The following is a 26,656-nucleotide window of genomic DNA, read 5'->3' as shown; positions in this document are numbered from 1 at the left end:
AATAAAGCCCCATCCGAAGATGGAGCTTTGACTGATCCGTAACATAAAATTTATAATTACACCAAAACGGTAGCGCCCATGAGGTATTTATCAACTTCACGCGCAGCTTCTCGACCTTCATTAATAGCCCACACAACAAGACTTTGTCCGCGACGCATATCACCTGCAGCAAAAACCTTATCCACATTAGTAACATATTTTCCATAACGTGCTTTAACGTTGGAACGACGATCCGTCTCCAAGCCAATTTGCTCTACAATCGTTTGCTCAGGACCATCAAATCCAATGGCAATAAGAGCAATTTGTGCAGGGAATACGCGCTCCGTACCTGGAATCGGTTGATAGATTTTGCGCCCTGTTTCATCAACAATCCGTTGAATTTGAATGGTGTGCAGCTCTTTCAGATTACCGTTTTCATCACCTACAAATTTGGTCGTCATGATGGAGAACTCACGTGGATCTTCTCCGAACAGCGCCTTAGCTTCTTCCTGTGCATAATCAAGAGAATACACGTTTGGAAATTGTGGCCAAGGATTGGCAATCGGGTCACGCTCCATAGGTGCTTTGGTATGTGTGCCAAATTGAGTGACACTCCGACAACCATGACGCAAAGAAGTAGCTACACAGTCCGAACCCGTATCACCGCCACCGATTACAATAACGTCCTTACCTTGGGAAGACAAATAGTTGCCATCTTCCAGATTGGAGTCCAAGTAACTTTTGATGGTACCATTCAGATAATCCATCGCATAATGAACACCCTTCAAATCGCTACCTTCAATGTTGAATTCTCTTGGCTTCGTAGAACCACCGCATAGAACAACAGCATCATATTCACCAATCAACTGATCGGTAGGGATATCTTTGCCGATTTCCGTATTGGTGATGAATTGAATACCTTCAGCCTCCAGCAAATCCACACGCCGCTGAACAACCTTTTTATCCAATTTCATGGACGGTATGCCATACATCAATAATCCACCCACACGATCTGCACGCTCATACACAGTCACGCTGTGCCCTGCTTTGTTAAGCTGAGCCGCTGCAGCCAAACCTGCCGGACCCGAACCGACAACAGCCACTCGTTTGCCTGTACGCTTTTCTGGCGGATTAGGGACAACCCAGCCTTCCTCAAAACCCTTTTCGATAATAGCTTCCTCAATGGTTTTAATTGTAACAGACTGTCCGATCAGTCCCACAGTACATGAACCCTCACATGGCGCAGGACAAACACGACCTGTGAATTCTGGGAAGTTATTCGTTTTGTGCAGCCGCTCTAGCGCTTCCTTCCACAAACCACGATATACGAGATTGTTCCATTCCGGAATGAGATTATGAACCGGGCAGCCTAAAGTTGCTCCCATGATATCCATCCCCGTATGACAATAAGGGGTTCCGCAGTCCATACAACGCGCCCCTTGGGTACGCAGCTCTTCCTCAGACATATGCTTATGGAATTCTTCCCAATCCTTTATACGCTCTGCCGGGTCCCGGTCTGTAGGAAGCTGTCGTGTGTATTCCATAAATCCAGTTGGTGTAGACATGTTACGTTCCCCCATCTCTTCGCTTATGAACCCCGATCATCCATTCAGAATTTAAGTCAAATTCGAATTTGTCTATTTGTATTATGAAAGGGTCTGTTCTCATTGAATTTGATTTATTGTATCACAATACAGCGTAAAAGTGATGAAAACTTATGCAACTTTCTGCATCAACAGCCAAAAGGATTTTTTATATGGTTTATTAATTTTTCAAATGAGTGGGGTCGGATATAGTCTATTCTTATTCGGTTCTCTCGTAAACAACAAAACGATACTCATAGGGATTTTTGTCATCCTTGATACCTGGGGTCTCACTAACTATATTCCAGCCGTTCCAATCCAGCTCAGGGAAGGTTGTATCGCCTTCAAAAACCTCCTCAATCCGAGTCACAATCAGCCGATCAGCATGTGGCCAAAACAGTGAATAAATCTCTGCTCCTCCGATGACCATTAACTCTTCCTGCTTTGCTAATTGGAGTCCTTCTTCCATTGAATGAATTACTTCCGCACCTTCCGTCTGATAGCGCAGATCTCGGGTCAAGACAACGTTACGCCGGTTTGGCAGGCTTTTTCCTCCAAAGGATTCCCACGTTTTGCGTCCCATGAGTACCGTTTTATTAATCGTCTGCTCTTTGAAAAAGGCCATGTCTCTAGGGAGGCGCCAGGGAAGTTTGTTATCTCGGCCGATCACACCATTTTGTGCCATAGCCCATATCATTGAAATGCCCATTTTCCCACCTCCTCTAATCAAATGGCGACAGGCGCCTTAATCCCTGGATGATATTCGTAATTTTCAAAAGCAAAATCGTCGTAGGTATAATCAAAAATCGAATCCGGCTTGCGCAGAATTTTCAACTGAGGCAACGGATAAGGATCACGTTCCAACTGTGTATGCACTTGTTGCATATGATTTGAATAAATATGCACATCGCCGCCTGACCAAATAAATTCGCCGGGCTCCAAACCGCACTGCTGTGCAACCATATGCGTTAGTAATGCATAACTTGCGATATTAAACGGCAACCCTAAAAAGGTATCCACAGAACGCATCGTTAGCATACAGGAAAGCTTCCCTCCAGCTACATAGAACTGAAATACAAAGTGACATGGCGGCAACTTCATCGATTCGATTTCAGCCACATTCCAAGCACTGACAATGTGTCGACGTGAATCCGGATTTTTTTTAATAGCTTCAATGACATTCGCAATTTGGTCAATATGTTGTCCGTCTGTTGTTTCCCACGAGCGCCATTGCGACCCATATACAGGCCCCAGATTCCCCTGCTCGTCTGCCCACTCATCCCAAATGGTAACTCCGTTCTCCTTGAGATAAGAAATGTTGGTATCTCCCCGCAAAAACCATAACAGCTCATGAATAACGGATTTCAAATGTACTCTTTTGGTGGTCACCAAGGGGAAGCCCTTGGCCAGGTCAAAACGGAGTTGCCTTCCGAAAACAGATAGTGTACCTGTTCCTGTACGATCCTCTTTTTTTACTCCATTCTCTAAAATATCCTCCAGCAGTTCCAAATAGTTACGCACGTTATTCCTCTCCTTTGAGCATGAATAAAAACCTGGCATCGCCAGATTCTAAACTTTAAAATTCTTTTCTGCACCCATATCTATAGTTAGTTTATCATGTACGGTACTTCGTTGACCATGTACTGTGTGAATTTTCATGGTAGTCCTGAAAATCCTAAAGTTTGAAAAAAAAGAGACAAAGAGCGCAGATATAGCGCTCCTTGCCTCTCTTTGTCATGTATGAAAACGAAAACGAGATAATGAAAAATGGTATTAGCGACGTGGTGCCAATGCGTGGATCGGATGCCCCAGCACGACTTCCGCTGCTTCCATAACGATCTCGCCCAGTGTAGGGTGAGCATGAATAGTCAAGGAGATATCTTCGAGTGTAGCACCCATTTCAATCGCCAGACCCAGCTCAGCAATAAGGTTGGAAGCTTCCAGACCTACGATTTGCGTACCCAGTACCAAACCTGTGTCAGCGTCAGCAACGATTTTCACAAAACCTTCAGCAGCGTTCAGGGAAACCGCACGACCGTTTGCTCCATAAGAGAACTTGCCAACTTTGACATTGTAGCCTTTTTCTTTGGCTTGTGACTCTGTGTAGCCTACGCTGGAGCATTCTGGATCCGTGAAAACGACAGCCGGCATACACTTGTAATCTACTACAGACGGCTCGCCTGCAATTGCTTCAGCAGCTACTTTACCTTCGTAAGAAGCTTTGTGCGCCAGAGCAAGACCAGCTACGATATCGCCGATTGCAAAGATGTGAGGAATGCTAGTACGTCCTTGGTGATCAACTTTCACCATTCCGCGCTCATCCAGTTCTAGGCCGATCAGATCCAGACCCAGTTCACCGTCTGTGTTTGGACGACGTCCAACAGTTACAAGCAGATAATCAGCAGTTACTTCTTTGCTTTCGCCGTTAACGGAGAATTTCACTGTTACGTCTTTATCTGTTTGCTCTGCACTTTCCGCTTTAGCACCAGTGAAGATTTCGATGCCCGTTTTCTTCATGCTTTTCGCAACGATCGAAGTCATATCTTTGTCGAAACCAGGAAGCACTGTATCCATACCTTCAATAATCGTTACTTTGGAACCGAATTTGGAGTACATTTGTCCGAGCTCTGCACCAATGTATCCACCACCGATTACGATCAGGCTTTTCGGAATTTCAGGCAGGTTCAATGCTTCTGTAGAAGACAGAATGCGTCCACCAAAAGGAAATGGTTTCAGTTCGATTGGACGGGAACCTGTTGCGATAATTGCATTTTTAAAACGGTAACGTGGTGATTCATGTTCGTTGAATACACGCGCTTCGTTTTCGTTGATGAACATGCACTCACCATTGAAAACTTCAACTTTGTTGCCTTTGAGCAAGCCACTTACGCCGCCTGTCATTTTCTTAACAACGCCGTTTTTGAATTCTTGTGTTTTAGCGAAGTCTACTTTTACATTTTCAGCCGAAATACCGAAAGACTCGCCATGTTTAGCTGCTTCGTATTGATGAGCTGCAGAGATCAAAGCTTTGGATGGAATACATCCACGGTTCAGACAGACACCGCCCAGCTCAGATTTGTCAACGATCAATACGCTTTGTCCTAATTGTGCGGCACGGATGGCAGCTACATAGCCGCCAGGACCCGCACCGATAACCAATGTGTCAATATCCAGAGAAGCGTCTCCTACTACCATTGATTACACCTCCATAACAAGCAACTCAGGGTTAGCGAGCAGCTGTTTGATATAGTTCATGAAGTTTTGAGCAGTTGCACCGTCAATAATACGGTGGTCAAAGCTCAGAGAAAGAGCCATTACTGGAGCGGCAACAATTTCACCGTTTTTCACGACTGCTTTTTCACTGATGCGTCCAGTACCCAAAATCGCAACTTCAGGGAAGTTAATGATTGGAGTAAAGAACATACCGCCTGCGGAACCGATGTTAGTGATGGAGATTGTGCTTCCTCTCATCTCATTTGCTGCCAATTTTCCATCACGACCGCGCACAGCCAGATCACGAATGGAATCAGCAATCATCCAGATACTCTTACGATCAGCATCTTTGATAACAGGAACGATCAAACCGTTGTCTGTATCTGTAGCGATACCGATGTTGTAGTATTTTTTGTAGACAATTTCGTTTGCTTCTTCGTCGATTGAGGCATTCAGAGCCGGGAATTGACGGGAAGCAGCAACCAAAGCTTTTACGATGAATGGCAGGTATGTTACTTTTGTGCCTTTCTTCTCAGCAATTGGTTTGATACGAGTACGGAAAGCAACCAGTTCAGTTACATCTACTTCATCCATAATCGTAACGTGCGGAGCCGTATAAGCCGATTTAACCATAGCATTGGAAATAGCCTTGCGGATACCTTTAAATGGTACGCGCTCTTCCTCAGCACGTGGATCTGCTGCTGGTGCGGATGCTGCTGCAGCTTTCGCTTCTTTCTTAGCAGGCTCTTGTGCTTTTGCAGCTTCTTTCGCTACTGGTGCAGCCGCTTGGCCTCCACCATTTTTGAAAGCTTCTACATCTTCTTTGGTGATTTTACCATTTTTGCCGGAGCCACTCACTTGAGCGATGTTTACACCTTGCTCACGAGCAAATTTGCGGACGCTAGGTGTAGCTAGTACATCTTTGTTAGAAGCAACAGGAGTTGCAGCTGGTTTAGTGTTAGCTCCGCCTTGTGCAGCATCCTGTTCTTGTTTAGCAGCAGCTGGTGCTTCTTCTTGTTCAGGAAGTTCACCCTCTGCAGCGATTACAGCTACGACTTGACCTACGTTAAAGATGTCGCCGTCTTTGGCAAATACCTCTTGTACTGTGCCATTGACCGGACAAGGAACTTCAACTACAGCCTTATCGTTTTGTACTTCCATGATGATATCTTCATCGGTTACTTTGTCGCCGGCCTTGATGTGCATCTTGATGATTTCGCCCTCGTGAAGACCTTCACCCAGCTCTGGGAATTTATATTCAAATCTAGCTGTACCTGCAGCTCCGCTTTGTGCAGCAGCACTTGGCTCAGGGCTAGCAGCTGGTGCTTCTGGTGCATCTTCTTGTTCGGGAAGTTCACCTTCTGCATCAATTACAGCTACGACTTGACCTACGTTAAAGATGTCACCGTCTTTGGCAAATACTTCTTGTACTGTACCATTAACCGGACAAGGAACTTCAACTACAGCCTTATCGTTTTGTACTTCCATGATGATATCTTCATCGGTTACTTTGTCGCCGGGCTTAATGTGCATCTTGATGATTTCGCCTTCGTGAAGACCTTCACCTAGCTCCGGGAATTTATATTCAAATTTAGCCACGTTTAAAACCTCCCAAATTTACGGTGTGCTTTAATTAAAATTCCAATACTTTATTAACCGCATCAATGATACGTGTTGGCGTTGGCAACCAAGTATCTTCAATTTGAGCAAAAGGATAAACGGTATCCGGACCTGCTACACGCAGAACGGGTGCTTCCAGATGCAGGATTGCTTTTTCGTTAATTTGTGCAATAACTTCAGCAGCTACACCGGAGCTCTTTTGCGCTTCTTGAACAACGATGGCACGATTGGTTTTTTGAATAGAAGCAACAACGGTATCAATGTCAATCGGGCTAATGGTACGCAAATCAATGATTTCTACTTTGATACCTTTTGTTTTTTCCAGCTCATCCGCAGCTTTAATCGAAGTGTGTACCATCATACCGTAAGTAATGATCGTCACATCGGAACCTTCGCGAACTACATTAGCCTTGCCCAGTTCAACTGTGTAATCATTCTCAGGAACTTCAGCGCGGAATGCATGATACAAGTTCAAATGCTCCATGAAAAACACAGGATCGTTGTCGCGAATAGACGCAATCATGAGACCTTTTGCATCATAAGGGTTGGATGGAACAACAACCTTGATACCAGGTGTTTGAGCCAGCAGGCCCTCCAAGGAATCTGTATGCAGCTCGGCTGCCTTAACACCGCCACCAAAAGGTGTACGGAATACGATTGGAGAATTGTAACGTCCACCGGAACGGTAACGCATACGGGATGCTTGAATTGCCATTTGATCAAGCGCTTCAAAGATAAAGCCTACGAACTGGATTTCAGCTACAGGGCGGAAGCCTTGAATACCCAAACCGACAGCAAGACCCCCGATTGCGGATTCCGCCAGCGGAGTATCGAATACACGTTCTTCGCCAAATTCTTTTTGCAGACCTTCTGTAGCGCGGAATACGCCACCTACATGACCTACGTCTTCACCGAAAAGCAGGACGTTAGGGTCGCGTTTCAACTCTACGCGCAGTGCGTCACGAATCGCTTCTTTCATGTTCATTTGTGCCATTTGCTTCATTTCCTCCTTAAACATTGACAGATCAATTTCAGTTCAGGTCAATCGAAAAGCAGACCGGATCGGGTTACGGCCCGGTCTCTTTCAAGTTCAATTATTTAAAATCAGCTTTTTGTTCTTCCAAGTGCTTAGGCGTTGTTTCGAACATGCTATCGATCAGGCCAGGAATTGTCATTTTCTCTGTTTTCTCGGCTTTTTTGATCTCTTCGTTCACTTTTGCCTTAGCTTCTTCTTTTACGCGAGCTGTATCTTCTTCAGTCCAAAGGCCTTTTTTCTCAAGGTATTTCGCAAAGCGGGCAATTGGATCTTTCGCATTCCATTCGCCTTCTTCTTCTTTAGAACGATATTTTGTTGCATCATCAGAAAGGGAATGCGGACGGAAACGGTACGTTACGGCTTCAATCAAAGTAGCACCTTCACCATTACGTCCACGCTCTGCAGCTTCTTGAACGGCTTTAATAACTGCAAGCACGTCCATGCCGTCAATTTTCACGCCTTTAATACCAGCAGCTACTGCTTTATGAGCGATCGAAAGAGCAGCCGTTTGTTTTGAGAATGGAGTCGTGATCGCGTAACCATTGTTTTGCACAAAGAAAATAACTGGCAACTTGTATACACCAGCATAGTTCAGGCCTTCGTAGAAATCACCTTCGGAAGAACCGCCGTCACCTGTATATGTAATGGCGACTTGTTTTTGTTTTTTCAGCTTGTAACCCATAGCAATACCCATAGCATGCAAAATTTGCGCGCCAATGATGATTTGCGGCATCAGTACATTAACACCGTCCGGCACTTGGCCGCCGTGTTGATGACCACGGGAATACAAGAAAGCTTGGTATAATGGCAGGCCATGCCAAACGATTTGCGGAATATCGCGGTAGCCTGGAGCAATAAAGTCTTCTTTTTGGAGCGCATATTCGCTACCAACCATGGTTGCTTCTTGTCCGGATACCGGAGCATAGAAACCGAGACGCCCTTGACGGCCTAAGTTAACGGCACGGTCATCCCAAGTACGTGTAAATACCATTCGATACATAATTTCTTTCAATTGATCATCTGTAAGTTTAGGCAACATATCTTTATTGATAATTTCACCATCCGGAGAAAGTACGGACAGCGCCTCAACTTCCTCTGTGTAAACTTCATAAGGAACCTTGCTCATTTTCTTCACCTCAACAAAAAAATTTGAATATCAAGTTCCGCTGTTATAGGATTATTATACACCTGTTATACCGCTCGCGTCAAAGATTTAGTTATTTTTTTTGAGTTTGTCACATTTTTGTGTGTGTAACAGGGTATATTTTTTACTGTAACAGCTTAGTACATGATTGAAATTTTAAACATCTATTGCAATCAGGGTAATCTTAACTTATTGTGATCCCGAATGCAAAATAATACCCAAGAAAGGTGACGAAAAATGACGGATTCTCGGTATTTAAAACGAACCATCCTTAAAGACGAAGTAGACAGCCGCTTTCTTGGCGAGACCAGAACTCTCCGGATTTATTTGCCGCCCGGCTATAATGAAATATTGAGCTACCCGGTCGTGTACTGTCAGGACGGAGAAGAATTTTTCAATTTTGGCCGCATTGCAACTCATGCCAACCGCCTCATTCTAGATGAGGGCGTCGAACCCTTCATTATTGTAGGTGTGGAAGTGAATACAAAAATTCGAACGCAGGAGTATGCTCCCTTTGGCAATCGTTTTGAGGCGTATACCGCCTGTTTTGCAGAAGAGATTATTCCCTATGTAGAGCAAAAGTATCCTATAAGAAAAGATGCAGCGTCCCGTATTTTGGCGGGGGATTCACTGGGAGGCAGTGTGTCTCTGCATTTGGCTTTGATGTATCCTCAGTTGTTCAACCGCATTATCAGCCTCTCAGGTGCTTACTATGAAGCTTCGCAGGAAATCATCGCCCGTGAGAAAGATCTGTCTCATTTGCGGGTGTGGATGACGGTTGGCCTTCAGGAAGATGCATTTGAGAGTGATACTGGCATTTACAACTTTGTAGAGCTTAACCGTCAATGCGCAGATTTGCTGCGCGAACGGAACGTTGAAGTTTCTTACCGTGAAAAGGATGGCAAACATTTGTGGGGCTTTTGGCAAAACGAGTTGCCTGACGCGCTAATGTATTTTTTGGATCGCGCCTGAGTAAATTCTCCCAGGTAACTAAAAGGGAATGGAGCATTTGACCTACTAGGTCATAAAGCTCCTTCTTCTTTTTCATGATTTGGTTGCGCTTTCAAAAATGTATAACGAAAAACGGCAATGATTGCCGTCATCTGTCGTTCACATTATAGCTTTTCTTCTACGATCTTGTCCAGCAAGGCGTCGCAACCTGCGTCCATTAATCGATAGGTCTCTTCAAAATTCCCTGTAAAATATGGGTCGGGTACTTCTCTTAATTTTTCTTGAGGGAGCAAATCCATAAATTTTAGAATATCTGCCTCCGCTCCACCTGCAATCTTTCGAATGTTTCGTTCATTAGAGTCATCCATGCACACAATATAATCAAACGCGTCAAAATCACGGCCCGTTATTTGCCGCGCCTGTATGCCTTGTTCGCTGATTCCATGCAGTTTAAGTTGCTTTAGTGTTCCCTCATGCGGAGGATTTCCGATGTGCCAGTCGCCTGTCCCGGCCGAGTCCACCCCGATTTCTGCACCCAATCCCCGTTCCTGCGCTTTATGTCTCAGTATTGCCTCCCCCATCGGAGAGCGGCAAATATTGCCCAAACACACAAACAAAACGTTAATCATTTCGTTCTCCTTCCTATTACACGTTACACTTCCTTTTTTCTGTTTCATTGTAGCCATGTCCTCCAAAATTGTGCAAGCCATATTTAACGCGGTATACTTAAAAACGATGGTATATATAGGATCGTATCAGAAAGAAAGGATGTTGATTATGACAAAAAAACGAGCGATTGTATTTTCAGGTGGTCGTCTTAATGAAGAAGATTTACATCAAATACAGCCCGATGATTTTATTATAGGTGCAGATAAAGGTGCTCTTTTCCTGATCGAGCACGGTATTACACCACATATCTCTGTAGGAGATTTTGATTCAATCACACCAGAGGAAAAAGAAAAGGTAGAATCAGCAAGCCAACGTATGATTGCGTGCGATCCAGTACTTAAAGACTTAACAGATACTGAGCTTGCTTTAGAAATCGCTAGGGACGAACAGGCAGATCAAGTACTGATGCTTGGTGTGACTGGCACCCGGATGGACCACACATTGGCTAATGTTCAAATATTGGTACGTGCAATGCAGCATCATATTAGCTGCGCTATTATGGACGCACATAATTATATTGAGCTCACCGGATCAACGCTTGAAATCCAACCTATGGGCTATACATATACCTCCCTGCTTCCTATGACCGCCGAAGTAACTGGCATACAACTAGAAGGATTTATGTATCCGTTACATAATGCCACCCTCAAAATGGGACAATCACGTGCTGTCAGTAATAAGCTAACGGCTTCAAAAGGTACGATTTCCATCAAAAGCGGTCTGCTACTCGTTATTCAAAGCAAGGATTAATTATGACATTATTGTAACCATTATATAAATTGTTTTTCACTCAAAACCCTTGATGAACAAGGGTTTTTCCGTTTATAGAGATCAATGAATCGATATATTTTTTACAAATTGTAATTTTTAATCGTTTTTTAATAATCGCTGTGTAAGTCTTGTCCCTCAAGCATTTGAGCGTTCTTTTCCAACTATTAGGCGGCTTCAAAACTGTTATACTCAACGCTGTCAGTTAGTTAGCAACTCAGCAAAATATTGCACAAATCAATTTTTGGAGGTACTTACAACATGAATATGCAGAAAATCATAAAAAAGGTAATTATAGCAGGGGTCGCAGCCACGATCGGCTTTGGCACTTTTGCAATTGAGGGAACAAATACGGCACAAGCCGCCACTACGACTTCGGTAGGCCAAAAAGTAATTAACTACGGTGAAAAATATATGGGAACTCCTTATAAGTTTGGAGCTTCCACAAGCACTACACGTAATTTTGACTGTTCTTCTTTCATGAAGCACATATTCAAGAAATACGGAGTAAATTTGCCGCGTACTTCTGTTCAACAGTCTAAAGTTGGACATGCCGTATCCAAGTCCAATTTGAAAAAAGGCGACTTAGTTTTCTTTTCAAGCGGTAGTCGTGCTACAGGACGCAACATTACCCACGTAGCAGTCTATATGGGCGGGGGTAAAATTTTACACACTTACGGCGGACCTGGCGTGACCATCTCCGATTTGAACTCTGGCAACTGGAAAAGAACATACATTAAAGCACGCCGCGTGCTGTAGTATGAAACTCATTTTGAAATATGCGAGCCGGGACGAAAAGTTCCGGCTTTTTTTATACCTAATACTATTCTGATACGGTTGGTGTTCTGAGTGAATAACCAATACCTCGTTCCGTACGGATCATTTTAAACTTATATCCCTTATCTACTTTAACCCTCAAATGTCTGATATAGACATCTACAACGTTCGTATCAACGATATAATCATGTTTCCAAACATCCTTCAGAATTTGCTGCCTGCTACAAACTTGGTTAAGATGTATCGCCAGATGAAGTAAAAGATCAAATTCCTTCGGAGTTAATTCCAGCTTTTGTCCCCCTCTGCTCACCAATCTGCTTGCATTGTCTATATGTAAATCACCCGCCTCGATTGCCCTTTTCACATCACGTTCAATACCAAAAATCCGCAATAAATTAGCCACTCTAGCCTGAAAAACTCTAGGATAAAAGGGCAGAACGATCACATCATGTGCTCCTTGTTCAAAACAGGAAACAATATGGTCCTCCTCATCCGATGAAGTCATTGCTAATAGCGGGACATGAGGATGGTATTGCTGCAATATGCGAAGTAAACCTTGCGAAACTGTCTGTTCATCTTTTATATTGAGCAGCAGCAAATCCACAGGATTATGGGCTACATAAGAGCTTGCATCCGTCGTATTGCTAACATGAACCACCTGATAACCTTCCTGCTCCAATGGACGAACAATTACGGGAGACGCTTCATTTACATCCACAAGCAAAATTAACGGGCTCACCTTTTCACCCACCTGGTTTGGACATAGCATTACATATTGGATACGAACAAGTTTGTGTTATAAGCCATTAAAGCATATTAATATTATTGTAACAAAAAAGCAGAAAATCATTCTCCAAAGAATGGCTTTCTGCTTTTATCGTTTAACCCAAATAGCGATGATACAGACTTCTTGCTTTTGCCACGTCCTTTGTCCCATGGATCAGCGCTCTGCCATCTGCAAAAACAACCAACCGATGCTCGCTTGTACTAAAGGAAACCAAAAACGGATTTCGCTCTACTTTTCCTTCTCCCAAAGAAGCAAATCTATCTGCCGTTTCTGCAAGATTCAGATGGATCGGGTTTGCTGGTCTAATTTGAACGGTATCCCTACCGCACAAAACATCTGTTTTCTGCCGATGAGAGGCCGACAAATAGGGATACGTCGGTTGGCTGCCGCAAGAAGGACAGTTCTCCTTTTTAACGCTATCTACCGCTATCGCTACATACTCATTTTTCCACAAATCAAACGAAAGTAACTTTCCTCTCAAATCTTCCGGATATCCGCCAAGAAGTTTGAAGGCTTCCGTAGTTTGGTTAGCCGTGACCATCTGTACAGCCTGCGGAATAATCCCGGCGGTATCACAGGTTTCCCCACCAAACGGTACAGTTCCCAGCAGACAGTGAAGACAAGGCGTTTGACCCGGTAAAATGGTGTAGGTTACACCATAGCTGCCTACACATCCCCCATAAATCCAAGGTATCCGATGCTTGAGTGCCATGTCGTTCATAAGAAGTCGGGTATCGAAATTATCGGTTGCATCCATCAAGAGATCTACCCCTTGGATCAACTCTTCCAGCTCTTCCACCCCAACATCCAGTACATGTGCATGTATAACCGTTTCCGAATTAATATCCTTTAATCTTCGCTGAGCAGCTACTACTTTGGGATATCTTTGCGCAGCATCACTTTCCTGAAAAAGCTGCTGGCGCTGCAAATTGCTCCATTCCACATAATCCCGGTCTACGAGGCTCACTGTACCTACACCCCCGCGAACGAGCGTTTCCGCAATACCTGTACCTAACGCTCCGGCACCTATGATTAGTACGTGGGAAGAAGCAAGCCGACGTTGTCCTGTCGGTCCAAAGGGCGCGAATCTTTCCTGTCTGGAATAACGGTCACTTGAATGTGTTCCTCCTGCACCGGATTTGTCAGTTACCTTCATGCCTGAACCATACCTTCTATCGGACTGCTTGCTGAAGCGTAACGTTTTACAGGAATCATCCCCGCCTCAAAACCATATCTTCCAGCACGAACAGCCAGTTTCATGGCCTCGGCCATTTTTACCGGGTCCTTCGCTCCTGATACGGCTGTATTCAACAAAACAGCATCTGCCCCTAACTGCATCGCCATTGCCACGTCACCGGGTGAGCGAATACCCGCATCGACAATAACCGGAACCTCCGCCTGTTCAATAATTAGACCTAATGAAAACGGATTAAGCAAACCATGTCCTGTACCAATCGGTGAAGCTCCAGGCATAACGGCATGTACTCCAAGCTCTTGTAGCCTCTTTGCTAGAATCACATCGTCCGATATGTAGGGCAGCACGATAAAGCCTTCTTCTAACAGCTTTTCGCTAGCTTTCAACGTTTCAAATGGGTCCGGCAGCAGTGTCTTGCTATCCCCAATGACCTCCACCTTAATCATATCGCACAGGCCGGAGGCTTTTGCCAATTGGGCAATACGAATCGCCTCCTCTGCTGTTGTAGCCCCTGCTGTGTTGGGAAGAAGTGTATACCGGCTCAAATCCAGCATATCGAGAAAATGCTGCTTATCCCGTTCCTCCAAGTTCAATCTCCGTACAGCAAACGTCAATATTTCCGTCTCAGCAGCCTCTACGGCTTGGGATTGGATATCCAGATCAGAGAATTTTCCTGTTCCCAACAATAACCTCGAGGTAAAAGATGCTTTTCCAATGGTTAACATAATCAACCGCCTCCCACAAAATGTACAATCTCTAGGCAATCTCCATCTTTCAGTACCGCTTCATCATGATCTTCACGGGTCAATATATGCCGATTCAGCTCCACCACTACGGTTTTCACCTTTACATCAAGCTCATGTAGCAATTGATTCACATGAGTGATTCGATTAGAAAAGGTCAGGCTCTGGCCGTTAATCGTCAGCTTCATAAGCTTTTCTCCTTGAGGAGCTCAGAAGAAAAACTACTTATCCCAAGTTCTGCTGCACAAGCCCCATTAAGCATAGCTGCCATCGCACGCCCGGTAGCATCACTCAGCAGGACACCGTTGCGATAATGCCCGACTGCAGCATATACGCCCTCGACCCCAGGAACAATGCCTATAAAAGGATGACCTGATACAGCCTGCGGACGTAAGCCCGCCCAAGCGCGTATAAAAGAAGCTTCACGGACGCGCGGCAGCCAGGCAGAGGCACGTGCCAACACCCCCTCCAAGCCTCCTACGGTCACCTCTTCGTCATATTGATGTGGAAGGCTCGTTGCCCCAATCCAAAGCTCGTTATTCTGTTTAGGCACGAGGTAAATATCATCAGCATAAATGGTATATTCTAACGGGTGATCCTTCAAGGAGACCGCTACCGCTTCGCCCTTGACCGGATAAAGTGGATATTCAAACCCAACCTGCGCTAGCAATTTCATGCTATCCAAGCCTCCGGCAATAATGACCTGATCGCAGGAAAAAAAACCACTATCTGTGCGGACACCGCAAATTCGATCATCCTGTATGACCAGTTGCTCTGCCTGTGTACCAGACCATACCGTTGCTCCCAGCACCGCAGCAGCACCTGCATAAGCACGGCAAAGCTGGACAGGAGCCACTTGTGTCTCCTTTGAACGATATATTGCCCCGATCGCTTGTTCATCCAAACCTGGAATTCGTCGGGCCAATTCTTTCGCATCCCACCAGATAGGACAATCACCCTTTCGCGTTTTAGCAGCTTTCCAGCGTTTTTGGCCTTCAGTCTCCGTACGGAAAGGGGTCACAAACCCTTCAGTACGGAATTCCACCGAAATACCTGACAAACGCTCTAGATCACAGACAAGCTCAGGGAATGCATCTCGACTTATGCGAGCAAATCGTGATAGCTCAGAGTCGGTGAACTCTTCACTTTCCGCTGCCAGCATTCCAACCGCTGCTCCTGAGGCTCCCTCACCCGGGATCAATCGTTCCAGCATAATCGTACTTCTTCCCTCCTTGGCCACATGATAAGCAATGGAACTGCCGATGACACCTCCACCTATGACCAAGCATTCAGCGTGTCCAATCGCTCTTTCCTCTGTGTGTATCTTTAGCATTTGTTCCGTATCTCCTCTCCATAAACCCTTCTGCTTTCAGCTTGCCTCTACTCTCGTTTTCTCGCTACAGGCTGTGAACTACAAGGTCTGCCATTCGCCTATACTCCATTGCAGCTGCAACGGGCGACTCAGCCTCCCATATACCAGACATCACCGCAATTCCGCTTGCTCCGGCCCTATAAAGCTCCGGGATATGATGCGGTTGTATGCCGCCTAGCGCAATCACCGGAATGTTCGACAACCTGCAAATATGTTCAAGCTGAGCTAAACCCCGCGGTACAATACCGGGCTTACAATGGGTCTCATATACGTGACCATAAAGTACATAGTCCGCTCCTGCCCGCTCAGCAATTTGCATCTCCTCCAAGGAATGTACAGACACTCCACAGCGTGTACCCTTTGGAAGTAGGCTTTTCACATCCACAACAGGTAATCCATTAGCTGGTAATTGAACGGCTCCGACCAAAGTAAGTAAAGCTACATCCACACGATCATTTACTACAATTTGTTGCAAAGGAACTTCCTGCTCCACCAGGCTGCGAGTCAAAGAAAGCAATGCAGAGGCACCATTCTGTTTTAAACGTGCGTGTACATAATGAACATACGGACAAATCACAGCAGCCACTTGGGCGGCTTGTGCAAAAGTGCCCTTTTCCATCGAAATTGCGTGTAATTCGATTTTGTCTTCACCTCACATTGGACTAAAGGATCTAAGCTTAGCCAGCCACGTCTACCAGCAGGAATGAAAGGGGATTATATGTGAATCGTCTACGGAAGCTCGAACTACTTAAAATGAACGAAACGCAAAAAAACCACTTCCCCAAGGAAGTGGTTTAACGAACGTCCAATAATCGAACGGACCATGAATCCGTATACGTGTATCGTCCCACGCACAAACAAAAATAAAGATGGTGTTGCCTTGTTTGTACGGCGCTCACTTCCCTACGCTGGCATAACCCAGATCAGGTGCAAAGGGTCCGAAATCCATTTATTCCGTCTCAGCCGCATGGGCGGCTCCCCTAGTGTGACTATTTTATTGTATAAGCTAAAGATAGCTTAGCATATTTTTCTAATTCTGCAAACCCCACTTCGTGTGAAATTTGCTGGAACTGGATTTAGCTGATTTTAGTTAACTTTACTTGACCACTCTTCCACATTCCACGTTTTGGTTACCCAATCCTCGTAAAAGTCCGGTTCGTGAGATACAAGCAATACGGTCCCTTTGTATTCCTTCAAGGCACGTTTCAGCTCATCCTTTGCTTTAACATCCAAGTGGTTGGTAGGCTCATCGAACAGTACCCAGTTGCTTTCACGCATTAACAGTTTGCAAAGACGGACTTTAGCCTGTTCTCCACCACTGAGCGCAGATAGCGGACGCGTGATATGCTCATTTTTCAAACCGCAACGCGCCAAATGCGCTCGTACTTCATGCTGGTTCAAATGCGGAAATTCATTCCACACATCGTCAATCGGTGTAATTTTCTCGGCCTTTACTTCCTGCTCAAAATAAGCGGGCTGCAAAAAATCACCTTGATAAGTTTTTCCACTGATTGGCGGAATTTTTCCCAATATGGTTTTGAGCAATGTCGATTTACCGACACCATTGTAGCCGACAATTGCAATCTTTTCGCCACGTTCAATCGTCATGGACATTTTAGGCAAAAGGGCATGTGTATAACCAATCTCAAAATCAATACCCTCAAATACCGTCTTTCCGCTTGCACGTGCCTCTTTGAATTGAAAGGTTGGTTTTGCGGCTTCTTCAGGCTTATCAATACGTTCGATCCGATCAAGCTGCTTTTCACGGCTCTTTGCTCGGCCTGACGTAGAGGCACGCGCTTTATTACGCTGAATAAAATCTTCCTGTTTCTTAATAAAATCCTGTTGCTTCTCATAAGCATCAATATGCTGGGCTTTGTTCAGATCCGCCATTTCGAGAAACTTTTCATAATTAGCTGAATAACGGGTCATCTTGGCAAATTCAAGATGGTAAATAACATTAACGACCTGGTTCATAAATTCAGTATCATGTGAAATAAGAATAAAGGCATAGGGATAGTCCTTCAAATAGCGCGTAAGCCATTCAATATGCTCTACATCCAAATAGTTGGTAGGCTCATCCAACAGCAGGACATTCGGCTTTTCCAACAGCAACTTAGCAAGAAGAACCTTTGTCCGTTGCCCGCCACTAAGTGCGGATACATCCCGATCCAGTCCTATGGCCGACAGACCTAGTCCATTCGCCATTTCTTCAACCTTCACATCAATGAGGTAAAAATCCCCCATATCCAGTTGCTCCTGAATTTCACCCATCTGTTCCAGCAACACTTCCAACTCATCAGGAGAAGCATCCCCCATTTTGTCAGTAATCTGCATCATTTCCTTTTCCAATTCCAACAAAGGAAGAAAAGCATCCTTCAATACATCACGTACCGTTTTGCCCGGTGTCAGCTTGGTATGCTGATCCAGATAGCCGTAACGCACACGTGGAGTCCATTCCACTTTACCCTCATCCTTAAGCAATTTTCCAGTGAGAATGTTCATGAGTGTCGATTTACCAACACCGTTAGCTCCTACCAAACCTACACGTTCCCCCGCAAGCAATCGAAAGGAAACATTTTTAAATAATGCGCGGTCCCCAAAGTTGTGGGATACATTTTCTACAGTCAATAAACTCATAAGCTGTTTTTGGCTCCTTATTGTCATCGGCATTGCCGACTGTTCTTATTTCATATGCATTTCGTTTCTCTCAAAGCTTTATTGTAGCACATTCTGCAACCATATCGGAATATTGAAAACAGTGAATTTTAAGGTTTTTTGGTATGGATCTGCCTAAAAAAAGAAAAACCACCCATGAGGGTGATTATTATAAGCCATTATAACATTTGTACTCAAAGTAACCCGCAGCTGCTGCAGATTTTTCATCCGTGAAACGTTCACTCGCTTTAAAGGGAGCTGGACATGAATCTCTATAAAAATACTTTATTCCAGTATCTGGTTCTATGCCACCGATAATGTCTTGCTTTCTAACGACTCTCCCACCACCAAATCCATAGTTATTGTAATACCTGTCTCCAACCGGAATGCCTTGGATAAACGCGATCAGCCCCACATCATCTACCGTGTTGTACCACTCCTCTTGCGGAATGATCGGTAGCGTGAACGAATAAGTTATGCCGTTACGCGCTGCTTTTTCGTTATGGACATTAATAATTCGCGCCAAGTCCTCTTGAACGCTGCGAACAATGGTGGAACGACGTATTTGCTCAAAAGTTTCTGAATTATTCAGCAAAGATATAGCGGTCTGATCCTGAAGTTCCTTTTGAAAGCCCTCTATCCACCTGTGATTCCGAGCATCGTATGCGTGCACATAATTATCCAAGGTGAACCCCACACTGTTGCCTACTAAATCAACATAGGCATATGGCTTTTTTTCGCTCCATTTGTGGCCAATAGCAGCTTGTCCATGCTCGTCTGTATAGGCTTCTGAGGTGAACGCATAATAACCGTCATAATCCAGAATTACAATAGCCGGTATGTAATCCAATAATGCACGTTGTGCTACTATATCCCCATCAATGCCTACATTAAGAAAAAGGGTGTGCAGGAACGTGATCAGCGCTGCTTCTTTATCTACCCGAAAAAACTTATCCGATCCGTATCCGGCCTCGCGTTCCTGACGTTCATTCTGTGAGAGCACAACCCCTGCATCCTGAACTGCGGTACGGAGAGCCGACGTATATTTCATTTCTAGCTGCTGCACTTCACGCTGATTCTGCACCCGTAAGTCACTAACTACACCAAAGGGCAAAAACAAAAGTATAAATATGACCGCAAAATCAGTAATCCTCATTCAGAACCATGCCCCCGTAAGAAGCTGTAACTGCTGGCTTGCCGCTATCTGCCCCACCAAGAAGCCATGATTTGTACAAGTCCGCAGGAGTCCGATTCGTATTATGTACCCGGACCGTAAAATAATCCCCGGCCATCAAGGTATATCGACGCGTCTGATCTGATTTTGGCTGCTGATTGTCAGGAAACAGTACAGGAAAAATTTGCGAATTATAGTACCCATCATATACAGCTTCATAATTGCCCAGAAAACTGTCTGGCTTCGCGGCATCTGCATAGTCCGGTACATACTTTTTGTGCATATGCTCCAAGTCAACTTCGTACGTATTGCCTGTCAATTCCAGATCACGCATAAAATCGTTATACATCGTCGGTGTAATGTAACCCTTGGTTCTTACCATATCAACAAAACGTACAGTTGCATGATATGTATTTAACCCGGATATATCATCCTGCCGTTCAGCAGCTTGAGCTGCGGGTACGATGTACAAAAGCAATACAGCGAGCAGCGCCCCCAACAGCTTCGATATTGTTTGAACCACTTCAGTCTTCCCCCAATTTCTCAAAACGTACAGATGTTATGTCCCCATTCCCATTACGCTGGGGGTACATGGAATATAATGAGGAAGCATCCAGGGTCGATACATCAGGCTCAAACGGTTCAGAAAATACATCATACTCTGTCCCGTCGACTTGAATCGAAATCCCCTCCTGTAAGTTCATGCGAATTGCCTGTATGACCTGAGTTCCTTTAATCCGCTCCGGCAACCCCACCCCAGCAGTACGGGCTATTCGCCCTTCAGAATGCTCCTCTTGCTGTGATCTTAATTCCAGTGCACCATCCAGCTGGCTGGACAAGTCTGCTGCCGTTACACATGCGGTTATGAACAGAATAACTGACACACCAAGCCGCAGCATACTTGAAGCGTGATCAGACATACTCTCATCCCCTTTATGATTATTATCTCTGCTGTAGTGCTTAGGACTGGGTAAACAACAACCCACGTACCACGTTCGATTTGTCTTTGACGATTTCAGCTTTAAATTTACCACTCGGATTTACGTATTCATTCTCTTTCTCATTAAGTGTATTCGTGATTTTACCTGTCTTATCACTGCCACCATTCACGGCGCCATACTGTTCACTGTCTGGGCTAATGTTCAGAGCATTACCGTACCACTGGCCTGCCATATTTTTGCCGGTTTTAATCTGAATGCCGAATTGGTCCTTCCCCTGAAACTTCCGCAGCGCATTGGTCACCTGGGAACCGCTAATCGTTGTGCCGTCATATACCGTAAAAGAGGCTTGAGACAATTCGGTCTGAATATCAGCAAAATTATTTTGTGCCGTTTTAGTCGCCTCCTGGGCTGAAATAAATAGTATAACTACAATCGTAATTAGAGCGATGGTCAAAAATATCCCAGCGGCTACCTTTAAAGCTGTTGATGCGTTATTCATTATTTTTCTCCCCTAGCTTGTTATTTTGTATTAGTCATAGGTTAACTTTCTTACTGAATTTTTTGTATTTGTTCATAATAGTTATCCATTTGAACAAAGCTCATGCCGATCAACGGAATCACCAAATATAAAAAGATAAGACCATACATCGGGGCAAAACCAATCATCCTTCCCCAGATAGCCTTACTGTCTATTATTTTTTCATACTCCTGTTTTCTTTGTTCGAAATAGTAGGACATATGGGATTCCAAATCATCAAAGGCCTCTCGAATCGTAATTTTACCTAAAGACAAATGAAGCTTATCCACGAGACGTTGAAATTCCGGCAAAGGCGCTTCTTCTTTTAGCAAGTCGAGAGCTGCCTCTGGCCCATGTTCATAATGAAGCAAACATTTTTGCAGAGGTCTTTTGAATACAACTGAAAATCTGTTCAGCCACTCCAATATTTCCTCGACAGACATTCGTTCCATAACCCGTAAAATGGAAATAACTGTTTGAAATTGATACACCTCATGCCTCATATCCAACCGACGCATTTTTCGTTGCAAATATAATAAAAGCATAGGCATTTGATAGGCTGCGTACCCAACAATCAAACTAATCAGCACTTCCCACCACTTGATGTATTCATCATTCCAATCTTTTAGCTTTTGGAGGATACGCCAAGTATTTGTGGATAACTGTTCAGGAGTAGCAGTTCCATTAGCATTATGCTCTAAAACAGCGTACGTATGTTCGTATGTGCTGTTCGACCTCATGTTCAGCGAATGCATGATTTTGCGATCAATCTCACTCTGCTTCAAAGCTTCTTTTTGCTCCACCGGACTTAAACGTCCAAACATTTGACCCGATTGCACTGGTGCGTGAAGGATATGCGTTCTCTCAGCTTCATGTAAAAAAAATATCGTACTGATACTGAGCACCAATCCTATGATACAAAGAGCCATTCTGCGTATGTAGAGCCACTCCAGCCTAATCTCCGCACCACTTTCCTTTAATAGGCGGGTTATTTGAAAATAAGAAGACATATTCTGACGCGGAATTAAAGAATCCACCACATTACGAATGATAGGAAAACGGTATAGCTTCTGCTCCCAAACCCTCCGTCCTCTACCCGCACGATATCCTGTCTCGTCGGTCTGTTGTAGCTTCTGTAATAGGAAATAAGATACGATTATCACAATATAAACGGATAATTTTGTGATATAACCCAATTTTCCCTGATAAAACTCATCCATGGAGGGAAAGCTGGATCTCGCCCATGTCTCGATTGGGATGGTAAAGAAAACAGGTGCTAGTGCGATCACGTTTAGACTTTTTAACAGATAGTCCAGTTTATTTCTTCGCAGCAACTCCAACTGGATTTCGCGTGCGAGACTGCCGAGCCCCTTCAAGTAAATGGAGCCACCCTCCTCAACCCGATCACCAAACTCCATTACCATATACGAGATACCGGCAAAAGCTTTTAAAAATCGATTAGGAGCCGATTCATAGTATCTTTCCAATGCTTCGTGCGGATCAACATCTGTTAGCGCCTCATGGATGAGTCGTGCGTGTCTTCCGGCCTCTGCCTCCGCCAAATCGGCCGCTTCGGATATAGCTTCCTCCACCATACCGTGCTGATGGTAATAGTGACGCACATTGGCGAATAATTCGATCATCTGTGCAAGTAGCCTTTTTTCCATCCGGCTAATGGCCATATCCAAAATAAGACTGTTGATTACCACTCCGCATAAAACGGCTAATATAGCAAACTCTATTCCTGGCTTCATCATGACCAGCACAACACCACTGCAAGCAAAAGCTCCCCAGATGAACAGTGTCATCTTCATCGTCTGTAGGCGAAGCTTGTACTCATCGTAGGCATGCTGACCAGCTAGTCGCTTACGTATACTCGTGATGTATCCGGACAAGAAAGGGACCTTCATACACAGCGTGTACAACTTATGCAGTAAGGCTTGTAGCTCACGTTGCAGTACCGCTTTTCCCTTGCGACCTTCCTTCACAGAATAAATTCGTCCTGTGCGAACTGCATGACTACTGCGCTTACGCAACCCCCATAAAGCTATATATAGAAGCGTAAAGCCCCCACCTGATATAAGTAAAATCCATAATAAAATTTCTTTAAGACTCATAGTCTTCCTCCCAATAGCGGGTCAAAAAACTGCGGAAATCTCTGGCATCATTTACATTCATCTGCTCACACATTTCTTGTACATTTTTGGCTGTTAAGGGCTCCATCGGTATATAGCTTCCGTTCTGATATTCCATAACGTGGCGATAACTGTAGCTCGTTGAAGCATTGGAGCCTGCATCCGTATGATCCGGGTCACGCGGCACACATTCTGTGATCCGTTCGATGTAGCGTCGCCCTTCCGCATCACGTTTGAGATGCACATCAAAGTTAATGACATGAACTACCTGTTCCTCAGCAATGCCTTCATGCTGAAATACTCCTGTTTTGAGCAATGAATTACGAAGTGAAAACACGAGATCACGAAATGTTTTGGCATGATGAGTAAAAATGGTGAACAGACTGGCAACCTGCGACATTTGAATCATCCAAGCAGCTACTTCATCACTTGCTACTTCGCCTAGAATATTGACGGTTCCATCTGTTTTTTTCTGTAAGTCAAGCCCTTGTTGTCCTGAAATATGATCCGTTTCTCGAAAGCTAAGAATGTTACGGCGACTGTAGATGCTGCGTAGATGCAGTTCAAAAGCCATTTCCTGAACGCGAAGCGTATACGAAGCATAAATGTGCTTGACCATCGCCATTAACAACGTCGTCTTACCTGAGCCCTGCGCGCCTGTGATAGCAGTAATCCGGCTGCCTTTCATTAAATAAGAAAGTAGCTGGATTGGAAAATCAGCATTTTGTCCCTTAATTAACTGTTCCAGCGATGCGCTTTGAATATCAAATTTACGGACAAAGAAAGCCCACGATTCTGAGAAAGGAGGTCGTACCACCACTACCCGTGACCCATCCTTCATTTCATTGACCTTATAACCATTTGCTTCGGAAAGCTGTCCCGGGTAATTGTATTTGTAAATATTTTGGCACACCCTTTTAAGTTCACGCTCAGATCCGAAGGAAAGGAACGAAAGATGGATCGTTTTACCTTTATAAAAAATCCATACGCTCTCATAACTATTGGCAGTAGGCATAGTTGTTTGTTCAAATACATACCCATCGGAAGGCCAGTCTGATGATGCAGGAATCCCACCTTCCGGCATACCACTGACGCCCCCACTTACACCGTCGATCCGCTGGTCACGAATATCATCAATGACGGAAAAGCCTTTATAATGCTGATAAATCCGCTGGACAATAATATCCACCTTCTCCAAAAAGGAAAGGGGCCGGTACTCACAATCATAGATATAACGAATGTCCTCTGCGGTAACGAGATAACTTCCATCTTCTTCACCTTGCTGTGAATATCTCATTTCGGCCAAGTCATAAGTATCCAGTAAACGTGATAGTGCATCAGCGCCAAACTTCTGCTGGTATTGGTAAAATATAATTTCGAATTGATCCTGTATGCTAAACAACTCAGGTCTGGAGAATGGCATAACAGTATCGACGATTTTCTCGTTCAAGCCGTAACCGTGAATCAGAAGCTCAGCCATCAGATTTTTAACAAAACGTTTATCTCCACTGCTACCATTGGCACAGTCCTTTAATGCCCTGCGTAGTTCCGCCCTTTGATGGATACGCCGTCTATATTCCTCTTCATGCAATCCGGCATCCGCCATCTGGCTATGACTTAGTTCATGAAGTGCATTTTTGATATACTCTATTAATGTTTCGAATGTGGCATCTTCATTCTTTTTTTCTACTCGAAGGGTTGAATGTCGCGAGTGAAAATTCCCTCGATATTTAACAATAATCAGTACGATGCACATCAATACTATACAGGTAAGAATCAATCCGTTGATCATTTGAGCGGACAGCATTTAAGCGCCCCTCTCCAAAGCCTTGAGCCGAAGATCGGACTCTGCCGCCTCCAGAATAGCTTTGCTGATATGACGTATACTCTGCGCCCATCCTACAGTCATAAAAAGCTTGCGAGGCTGCCCTTTTCCACTTCGTACCTCACGCTGCACATGGCCGATCACATCCCTGCGGTTCCATGCGTCCATAAATCCGGTGTTATAAGGGACTGTATACAGAGCACCTTTGTAGCCATATCTCCTGCGAATATTCGCTTCATTCACTTGAGAATGCACATCATATTTTCCAAGTACTATTAATAAGGGTAACGATGAGTAGGTAGATAACGGAGACACGGATTCAAAATAAGCGTCTAACTCTCGCATATTCTGAGTGAGTGAAAGAACAGCCAGTTTGGCTCGTGCACATGCTTCATGCTGTACAGCCCCCCATCCTGCTCCACTTCCTGCATCAATTAGCGTTAAATCATAATATTTGTTCGCTGTATCTATTACTGCCCGTACAAGCCCTGGAGACAGTAACGGCGGTGCAGCTCCAAAGCTGGAGGTTCCCTCAAGTACATCCAAAGTATGTTCGAGTACAGGTGTCGTATAATTACGAATATTTTCTTTAGACAGTGTCCCTCGCAGAACTAAACGTGCGGCAGCATCCCAGCCCCCTTCCTGAAGCTGTAGGGTTGGATCATCCATACCATACTCTTGTATAGGTAATCCTGATTCAATACCAGTATGTCTACGACCCAAATGAGTCAATAATAGTCTTCCTCTATATAGATTGCCTATGGTAATTGCTATTGCTGCCGCCAAAGAGCTACTTCCACTAGCCCCCTTAATGGGGCTCCAAAACAAAATGGTACTCATGCTCTACTCCTTTCCGCACGCTTTAGCGCACGACGAATCACCTTTAATTCCCAACTCATCCATTCCCCAATACAACGGCATAGTTCTTTCTTATACATTCTGGATAGCGGTTTTAGTATTAGCTGTTTTTTATGCTCATTTTCCAGTTTCAGAGCAAGCAACCCCTCATCCCATGGCAGTATATATGGCTCTTGCTGCCAAGATGCCGGGAAATGATTCATGTATTCCCACAGATACGGCTCCTCCAGACCACAATCCACGGCCTGTAAAAATAGCTTGTGAAATACAAGATCTTTGGGGAATTCAGGTTGACTGAATAAATGCTGAAGCCAATTCTGTCCGTTATGCATTAGCATGCGGCTATAATCACTGACCCAAACTCGCAGTTCTGCCCTTTTCCAAACAGAAATTGGACAAAAATCAAGTAACTCTACATCTAAAATAACAATGTCATAAACCTGCTCTGCCTTCTGATCAGCCGTCATACCTATATGCAGGTCTTCCCATGCTGTAAATCCAATTGCTACATCAAAACCACTAAACTGCGTAATGGGAAGTGGTTTGTCAAGCATCCCTATGCTATACCGATACCGTCCCCGCAGCGTAGCATCTACAAGCAGTACCCGTTGGCCGGAAGCTGCTAATATGCTGCTGATGTATAACAAGGTATCGCTTTTGTCACAAAGCCCGGCAAATATCCATGTTTTCATACTTCCGTTCCTTTTCTCT

The 26,656-nt window shown here is 44.5% G+C and carries 26 protein-coding genes and 1 riboswitch; of the genes, 3 read left to right on the top strand and 23 right to left on the bottom strand.

Annotated elements, in window-relative coordinates:
- Window positions 1-56: 56 nt before the first annotated feature.
- The 7 genes from JOD82_RS02070 to pdhA all read right to left on the bottom strand — a co-directional run bounded on the left by JOD82_RS02070 (window position 57) and on the right by pdhA (window position 8,557).
- A complete protein-coding gene (locus JOD82_RS02070; protein ID WP_069011727.1) occupies window positions 57-1,544 on the bottom strand; it encodes a glutamate synthase subunit beta in 1,488 nt (495 codons plus the stop codon).
- A 238-nt stretch (window positions 1,545-1,782) separates the two neighbouring features.
- Window positions 1,783-2,271: a dihydrofolate reductase gene (locus JOD82_RS02065; protein WP_069011722.1), complete on the bottom strand. Its 489-nt coding sequence runs from the start codon at window positions 2,269-2,271 to the stop codon at window positions 1,783-1,785.
- Between the two features lie 17 nt (window positions 2,272-2,288).
- Window positions 2,289-3,083, bottom strand: coding sequence for a thymidylate synthase (gene thyA / locus JOD82_RS02060; RefSeq protein WP_069011721.1), 795 nt, complete (start codon window positions 3,081-3,083; stop codon window positions 2,289-2,291).
- A gap of 252 nt (window positions 3,084-3,335) precedes the next feature.
- A complete protein-coding gene (gene lpdA / locus JOD82_RS02055) occupies window positions 3,336-4,757 on the bottom strand; it encodes a dihydrolipoyl dehydrogenase (RefSeq protein WP_039271311.1) in 1,422 nt (473 codons plus the stop codon).
- 3 nt (window positions 4,758-4,760) lie between these two features.
- Entirely contained in the window at window positions 4,761-6,374 is a 1,614-nt protein-coding gene (locus JOD82_RS02050) for a 2-oxo acid dehydrogenase subunit E2 (RefSeq protein WP_208332708.1), read from the bottom strand.
- 34 nt (window positions 6,375-6,408) lie between these two features.
- Window positions 6,409-7,389: an alpha-ketoacid dehydrogenase subunit beta gene (locus JOD82_RS02045; RefSeq protein WP_013310510.1), complete on the bottom strand. Its 981-nt coding sequence runs from the start codon at window positions 7,387-7,389 to the stop codon at window positions 6,409-6,411.
- 100 nt (window positions 7,390-7,489) lie between these two features.
- Window positions 7,490-8,557, bottom strand: a complete 1,068-nt coding sequence (gene pdhA / locus JOD82_RS02040; protein WP_029517443.1) for a pyruvate dehydrogenase (acetyl-transferring) E1 component subunit alpha — start codon at window positions 8,555-8,557, stop codon at window positions 7,490-7,492.
- A gap of 255 nt (window positions 8,558-8,812) precedes the next feature.
- On the opposite strand from pdhA, the gene JOD82_RS02035 reads away from it, so the two are divergent.
- Window positions 8,813-9,547: an alpha/beta hydrolase gene (locus JOD82_RS02035; protein WP_069011718.1), complete on the top strand. Its 735-nt coding sequence runs from the start codon at window positions 8,813-8,815 to the stop codon at window positions 9,545-9,547.
- A gap of 143 nt (window positions 9,548-9,690) precedes the next feature.
- On the opposite strand, the gene JOD82_RS02030 is transcribed toward JOD82_RS02035, so the two are convergent.
- A complete protein-coding gene (locus JOD82_RS02030; RefSeq protein ID WP_069011912.1) occupies window positions 9,691-10,155 on the bottom strand; it encodes a low molecular weight protein-tyrosine-phosphatase in 465 nt (154 codons plus the stop codon).
- Between the two features lie 148 nt (window positions 10,156-10,303).
- On the opposite strand from JOD82_RS02030, the gene JOD82_RS02025 reads away from it, so the two are divergent.
- Window positions 10,304-10,945, top strand: coding sequence for a thiamine diphosphokinase (locus tag JOD82_RS02025; RefSeq protein ID WP_209947434.1), 642 nt, complete (start codon window positions 10,304-10,306; stop codon window positions 10,943-10,945).
- Between the two features lie 279 nt (window positions 10,946-11,224).
- Window positions 11,225-11,722: a C40 family peptidase gene (locus JOD82_RS02020; RefSeq protein WP_069011717.1), complete on the top strand. Its 498-nt coding sequence runs from the start codon at window positions 11,225-11,227 to the stop codon at window positions 11,720-11,722.
- A 64-nt stretch (window positions 11,723-11,786) separates the two neighbouring features.
- Here the strand turns inward: JOD82_RS02020 and JOD82_RS02015 are convergent, their stop codons facing one another.
- The 15 genes from JOD82_RS02015 to JOD82_RS01945 all read right to left on the bottom strand — a co-directional run bounded on the left by JOD82_RS02015 (window position 11,787) and on the right by JOD82_RS01945 (window position 26,637).
- A complete protein-coding gene (locus tag JOD82_RS02015) occupies window positions 11,787-12,479 on the bottom strand; it encodes a response regulator transcription factor (RefSeq protein ID WP_069011716.1) in 693 nt (230 codons plus the stop codon).
- A gap of 142 nt (window positions 12,480-12,621) precedes the next feature.
- The gene (locus tag JOD82_RS02010) at window positions 12,622-13,683 is read right to left on the bottom strand and encodes a ThiF family adenylyltransferase (RefSeq protein WP_029517438.1); all 1,062 of its coding nucleotides are present in this window, start codon (window positions 13,681-13,683) and stop codon (window positions 12,622-12,624) included.
- On the bottom strand, window positions 13,680-14,447 hold the full coding sequence (locus JOD82_RS02005; RefSeq protein ID WP_069011714.1) for a thiazole synthase: 768 nt from the start codon (window positions 14,445-14,447) through the stop codon (window positions 13,680-13,682). The genes JOD82_RS02010 and JOD82_RS02005 overlap by 4 nt, the downstream gene beginning before the upstream one ends.
- Window positions 14,448-14,449: 2 nt before the next feature.
- Entirely contained in the window at window positions 14,450-14,653 is a 204-nt protein-coding gene (gene thiS / locus JOD82_RS02000) for a sulfur carrier protein ThiS (RefSeq protein WP_029517436.1), read from the bottom strand.
- On the bottom strand, window positions 14,650-15,798 hold the full coding sequence (gene thiO / locus JOD82_RS01995) for a glycine oxidase ThiO (RefSeq protein WP_209947431.1): 1,149 nt from the start codon (window positions 15,796-15,798) through the stop codon (window positions 14,650-14,652). The genes thiS and thiO overlap by 4 nt, the downstream gene beginning before the upstream one ends.
- Before the next feature lie 64 nt (window positions 15,799-15,862).
- Window positions 15,863-16,456 (bottom strand): thiamine phosphate synthase, encoded by a 594-nt coding sequence (locus tag JOD82_RS01990; RefSeq protein ID WP_029517434.1) that lies wholly within the window; start codon window positions 16,454-16,456, stop codon window positions 15,863-15,865.
- Window positions 16,457-16,720: 264 nt separating this feature from the next.
- Window positions 16,721-16,829, bottom strand: a riboswitch (TPP riboswitch).
- 94 nt (window positions 16,830-16,923) lie between these two features.
- Window positions 16,924-18,477, bottom strand: a complete 1,554-nt coding sequence (locus tag JOD82_RS01985; RefSeq protein WP_029517433.1) for an ABC-F family ATP-binding cassette domain-containing protein — start codon at window positions 18,475-18,477, stop codon at window positions 16,924-16,926.
- Window positions 18,478-18,664: 187 nt separating this feature from the next.
- Window positions 18,665-19,651 carry a hypothetical protein gene (locus JOD82_RS01980; RefSeq protein WP_209947430.1) on the bottom strand — a complete coding sequence of 329 codons (987 nt, stop codon included), beginning with the start codon at window positions 19,649-19,651 and terminating at the stop codon, window positions 18,665-18,667.
- A complete protein-coding gene (locus tag JOD82_RS01975; RefSeq protein WP_165146629.1) occupies window positions 19,638-20,192 on the bottom strand; it encodes a hypothetical protein in 555 nt (184 codons plus the stop codon). The genes JOD82_RS01980 and JOD82_RS01975 overlap by 14 nt, the downstream gene beginning before the upstream one ends.
- A gap of 1 nt (window position 20,193) precedes the next feature.
- Entirely contained in the window at window positions 20,194-20,589 is a 396-nt protein-coding gene (locus JOD82_RS01970) for a hypothetical protein (protein WP_029517431.1), read from the bottom strand.
- 40 nt (window positions 20,590-20,629) lie between these two features.
- Entirely contained in the window at window positions 20,630-21,109 is a 480-nt protein-coding gene (locus JOD82_RS01965) for a hypothetical protein (protein WP_023988985.1), read from the bottom strand.
- A gap of 50 nt (window positions 21,110-21,159) precedes the next feature.
- Window positions 21,160-23,244, bottom strand: a complete 2,085-nt coding sequence (locus JOD82_RS01960) for a hypothetical protein (protein ID WP_069011708.1) — start codon at window positions 23,242-23,244, stop codon at window positions 21,160-21,162.
- A complete protein-coding gene (locus tag JOD82_RS01955; RefSeq protein ID WP_069011706.1) occupies window positions 23,234-25,069 on the bottom strand; it encodes an ATPase, T2SS/T4P/T4SS family in 1,836 nt (611 codons plus the stop codon). Before JOD82_RS01955 ends, JOD82_RS01960 begins: the two co-directional genes overlap by 11 nt.
- Window positions 25,070-25,927, bottom strand: a complete 858-nt coding sequence (locus JOD82_RS01950; RefSeq protein ID WP_069011704.1) for a hypothetical protein — start codon at window positions 25,925-25,927, stop codon at window positions 25,070-25,072. It lies immediately after the preceding gene.
- Window positions 25,924-26,637 carry a hypothetical protein gene (locus JOD82_RS01945; protein WP_039271283.1) on the bottom strand — a complete coding sequence of 238 codons (714 nt, stop codon included), beginning with the start codon at window positions 26,635-26,637 and terminating at the stop codon, window positions 25,924-25,926. The genes JOD82_RS01950 and JOD82_RS01945 overlap by 4 nt, the downstream gene beginning before the upstream one ends.
- Window positions 26,638-26,656: the final 19 nt, after the last annotated feature.

The sequence above is a fragment of the Paenibacillus sp. 1182 genome (genome assembly GCF_017833915.1).
Lineage (GTDB): Bacteria > Bacillota > Bacilli > Paenibacillales > Paenibacillaceae > Paenibacillus > Paenibacillus polymyxa_D.
This window is presented reverse-complemented; position numbering and strand designations above follow the sequence as displayed.

What these genes read in the sequence shown, in the direction of transcription:
- JOD82_RS02025 (WP_209947434.1), top strand. Translation starts at nt 10,304, where the DNA reads ATGACAAAAAAACGAGCGATTGTATTTTCAGGTGGTCGTCTTAATGAA.
- JOD82_RS01970 (WP_029517431.1), bottom strand. Translation starts at nt 20,589, where the DNA reads ATGTCTGATCACGCTTCAAGTATGCTGCGGCTTGGTGTGTCAGTTATT.
- JOD82_RS02030 (WP_069011912.1), bottom strand. Translation starts at nt 10,155, where the DNA reads ATGATTAACGTTTTGTTTGTGTGTTTGGGCAATATTTGCCGCTCTCCG.
- JOD82_RS01945 (WP_039271283.1), bottom strand. Translation starts at nt 26,637, where the DNA reads ATGAAAACATGGATATTTGCCGGGCTTTGTGACAAAAGCGATACCTTG.
- JOD82_RS02045 (WP_013310510.1), bottom strand. Translation starts at nt 7,389, where the DNA reads ATGGCACAAATGAACATGAAAGAAGCGATTCGTGACGCACTGCGCGTA.
- pdhA (WP_029517443.1), bottom strand. Translation starts at nt 8,557, where the DNA reads ATGAGCAAGGTTCCTTATGAAGTTTACACAGAGGAAGTTGAGGCGCTG.
- JOD82_RS01950 (WP_069011704.1), bottom strand. Translation starts at nt 25,927, where the DNA reads ATGAGTACCATTTTGTTTTGGAGCCCCATTAAGGGGGCTAGTGGAAGT.
- JOD82_RS02070 (WP_069011727.1), bottom strand. Translation starts at nt 1,544, where the DNA reads ATGTCTACACCAACTGGATTTATGGAATACACACGACAGCTTCCTACA.
- JOD82_RS01955 (WP_069011706.1), bottom strand. Translation starts at nt 25,069, where the DNA reads ATGCTGTCCGCTCAAATGATCAACGGATTGATTCTTACCTGTATAGTA.
- JOD82_RS01960 (WP_069011708.1), bottom strand. Translation starts at nt 23,244, where the DNA reads ATGAGTCTTAAAGAAATTTTATTATGGATTTTACTTATATCAGGTGGG.
- thiO (WP_209947431.1), bottom strand. Translation starts at nt 15,798, where the DNA reads ATGCTAAAGATACACACAGAGGAAAGAGCGATTGGACACGCTGAATGC.
- JOD82_RS01965 (WP_023988985.1), bottom strand. Translation starts at nt 21,109, where the DNA reads ATGAATAACGCATCAACAGCTTTAAAGGTAGCCGCTGGGATATTTTTG.
- JOD82_RS01980 (WP_209947430.1), bottom strand. Translation starts at nt 19,651, where the DNA reads ATGAGGATTACTGATTTTGCGGTCATATTTATACTTTTGTTTTTGCCC.
- JOD82_RS01990 (WP_029517434.1), bottom strand. Translation starts at nt 16,456, where the DNA reads ATGGAAAAGGGCACTTTTGCACAAGCCGCCCAAGTGGCTGCTGTGATT.
- JOD82_RS02065 (WP_069011722.1), bottom strand. Translation starts at nt 2,271, where the DNA reads ATGGGCATTTCAATGATATGGGCTATGGCACAAAATGGTGTGATCGGC.
- thiS (WP_029517436.1), bottom strand. Translation starts at nt 14,653, where the DNA reads ATGAAGCTGACGATTAACGGCCAGAGCCTGACCTTTTCTAATCGAATC.
- lpdA (WP_039271311.1), bottom strand. Translation starts at nt 4,757, where the DNA reads ATGGTAGTAGGAGACGCTTCTCTGGATATTGACACATTGGTTATCGGT.
- JOD82_RS01985 (WP_029517433.1), bottom strand. Translation starts at nt 18,477, where the DNA reads ATGAGTTTATTGACTGTAGAAAATGTATCCCACAACTTTGGGGACCGC.
- JOD82_RS02010 (WP_029517438.1), bottom strand. Translation starts at nt 13,683, where the DNA reads ATGAAGGTAACTGACAAATCCGGTGCAGGAGGAACACATTCAAGTGAC.
- JOD82_RS02020 (WP_069011717.1), top strand. Translation starts at nt 11,225, where the DNA reads ATGAATATGCAGAAAATCATAAAAAAGGTAATTATAGCAGGGGTCGCA.
- JOD82_RS02005 (WP_069011714.1), bottom strand. Translation starts at nt 14,447, where the DNA reads ATGTTAACCATTGGAAAAGCATCTTTTACCTCGAGGTTATTGTTGGGA.
- JOD82_RS02035 (WP_069011718.1), top strand. Translation starts at nt 8,813, where the DNA reads ATGACGGATTCTCGGTATTTAAAACGAACCATCCTTAAAGACGAAGTA.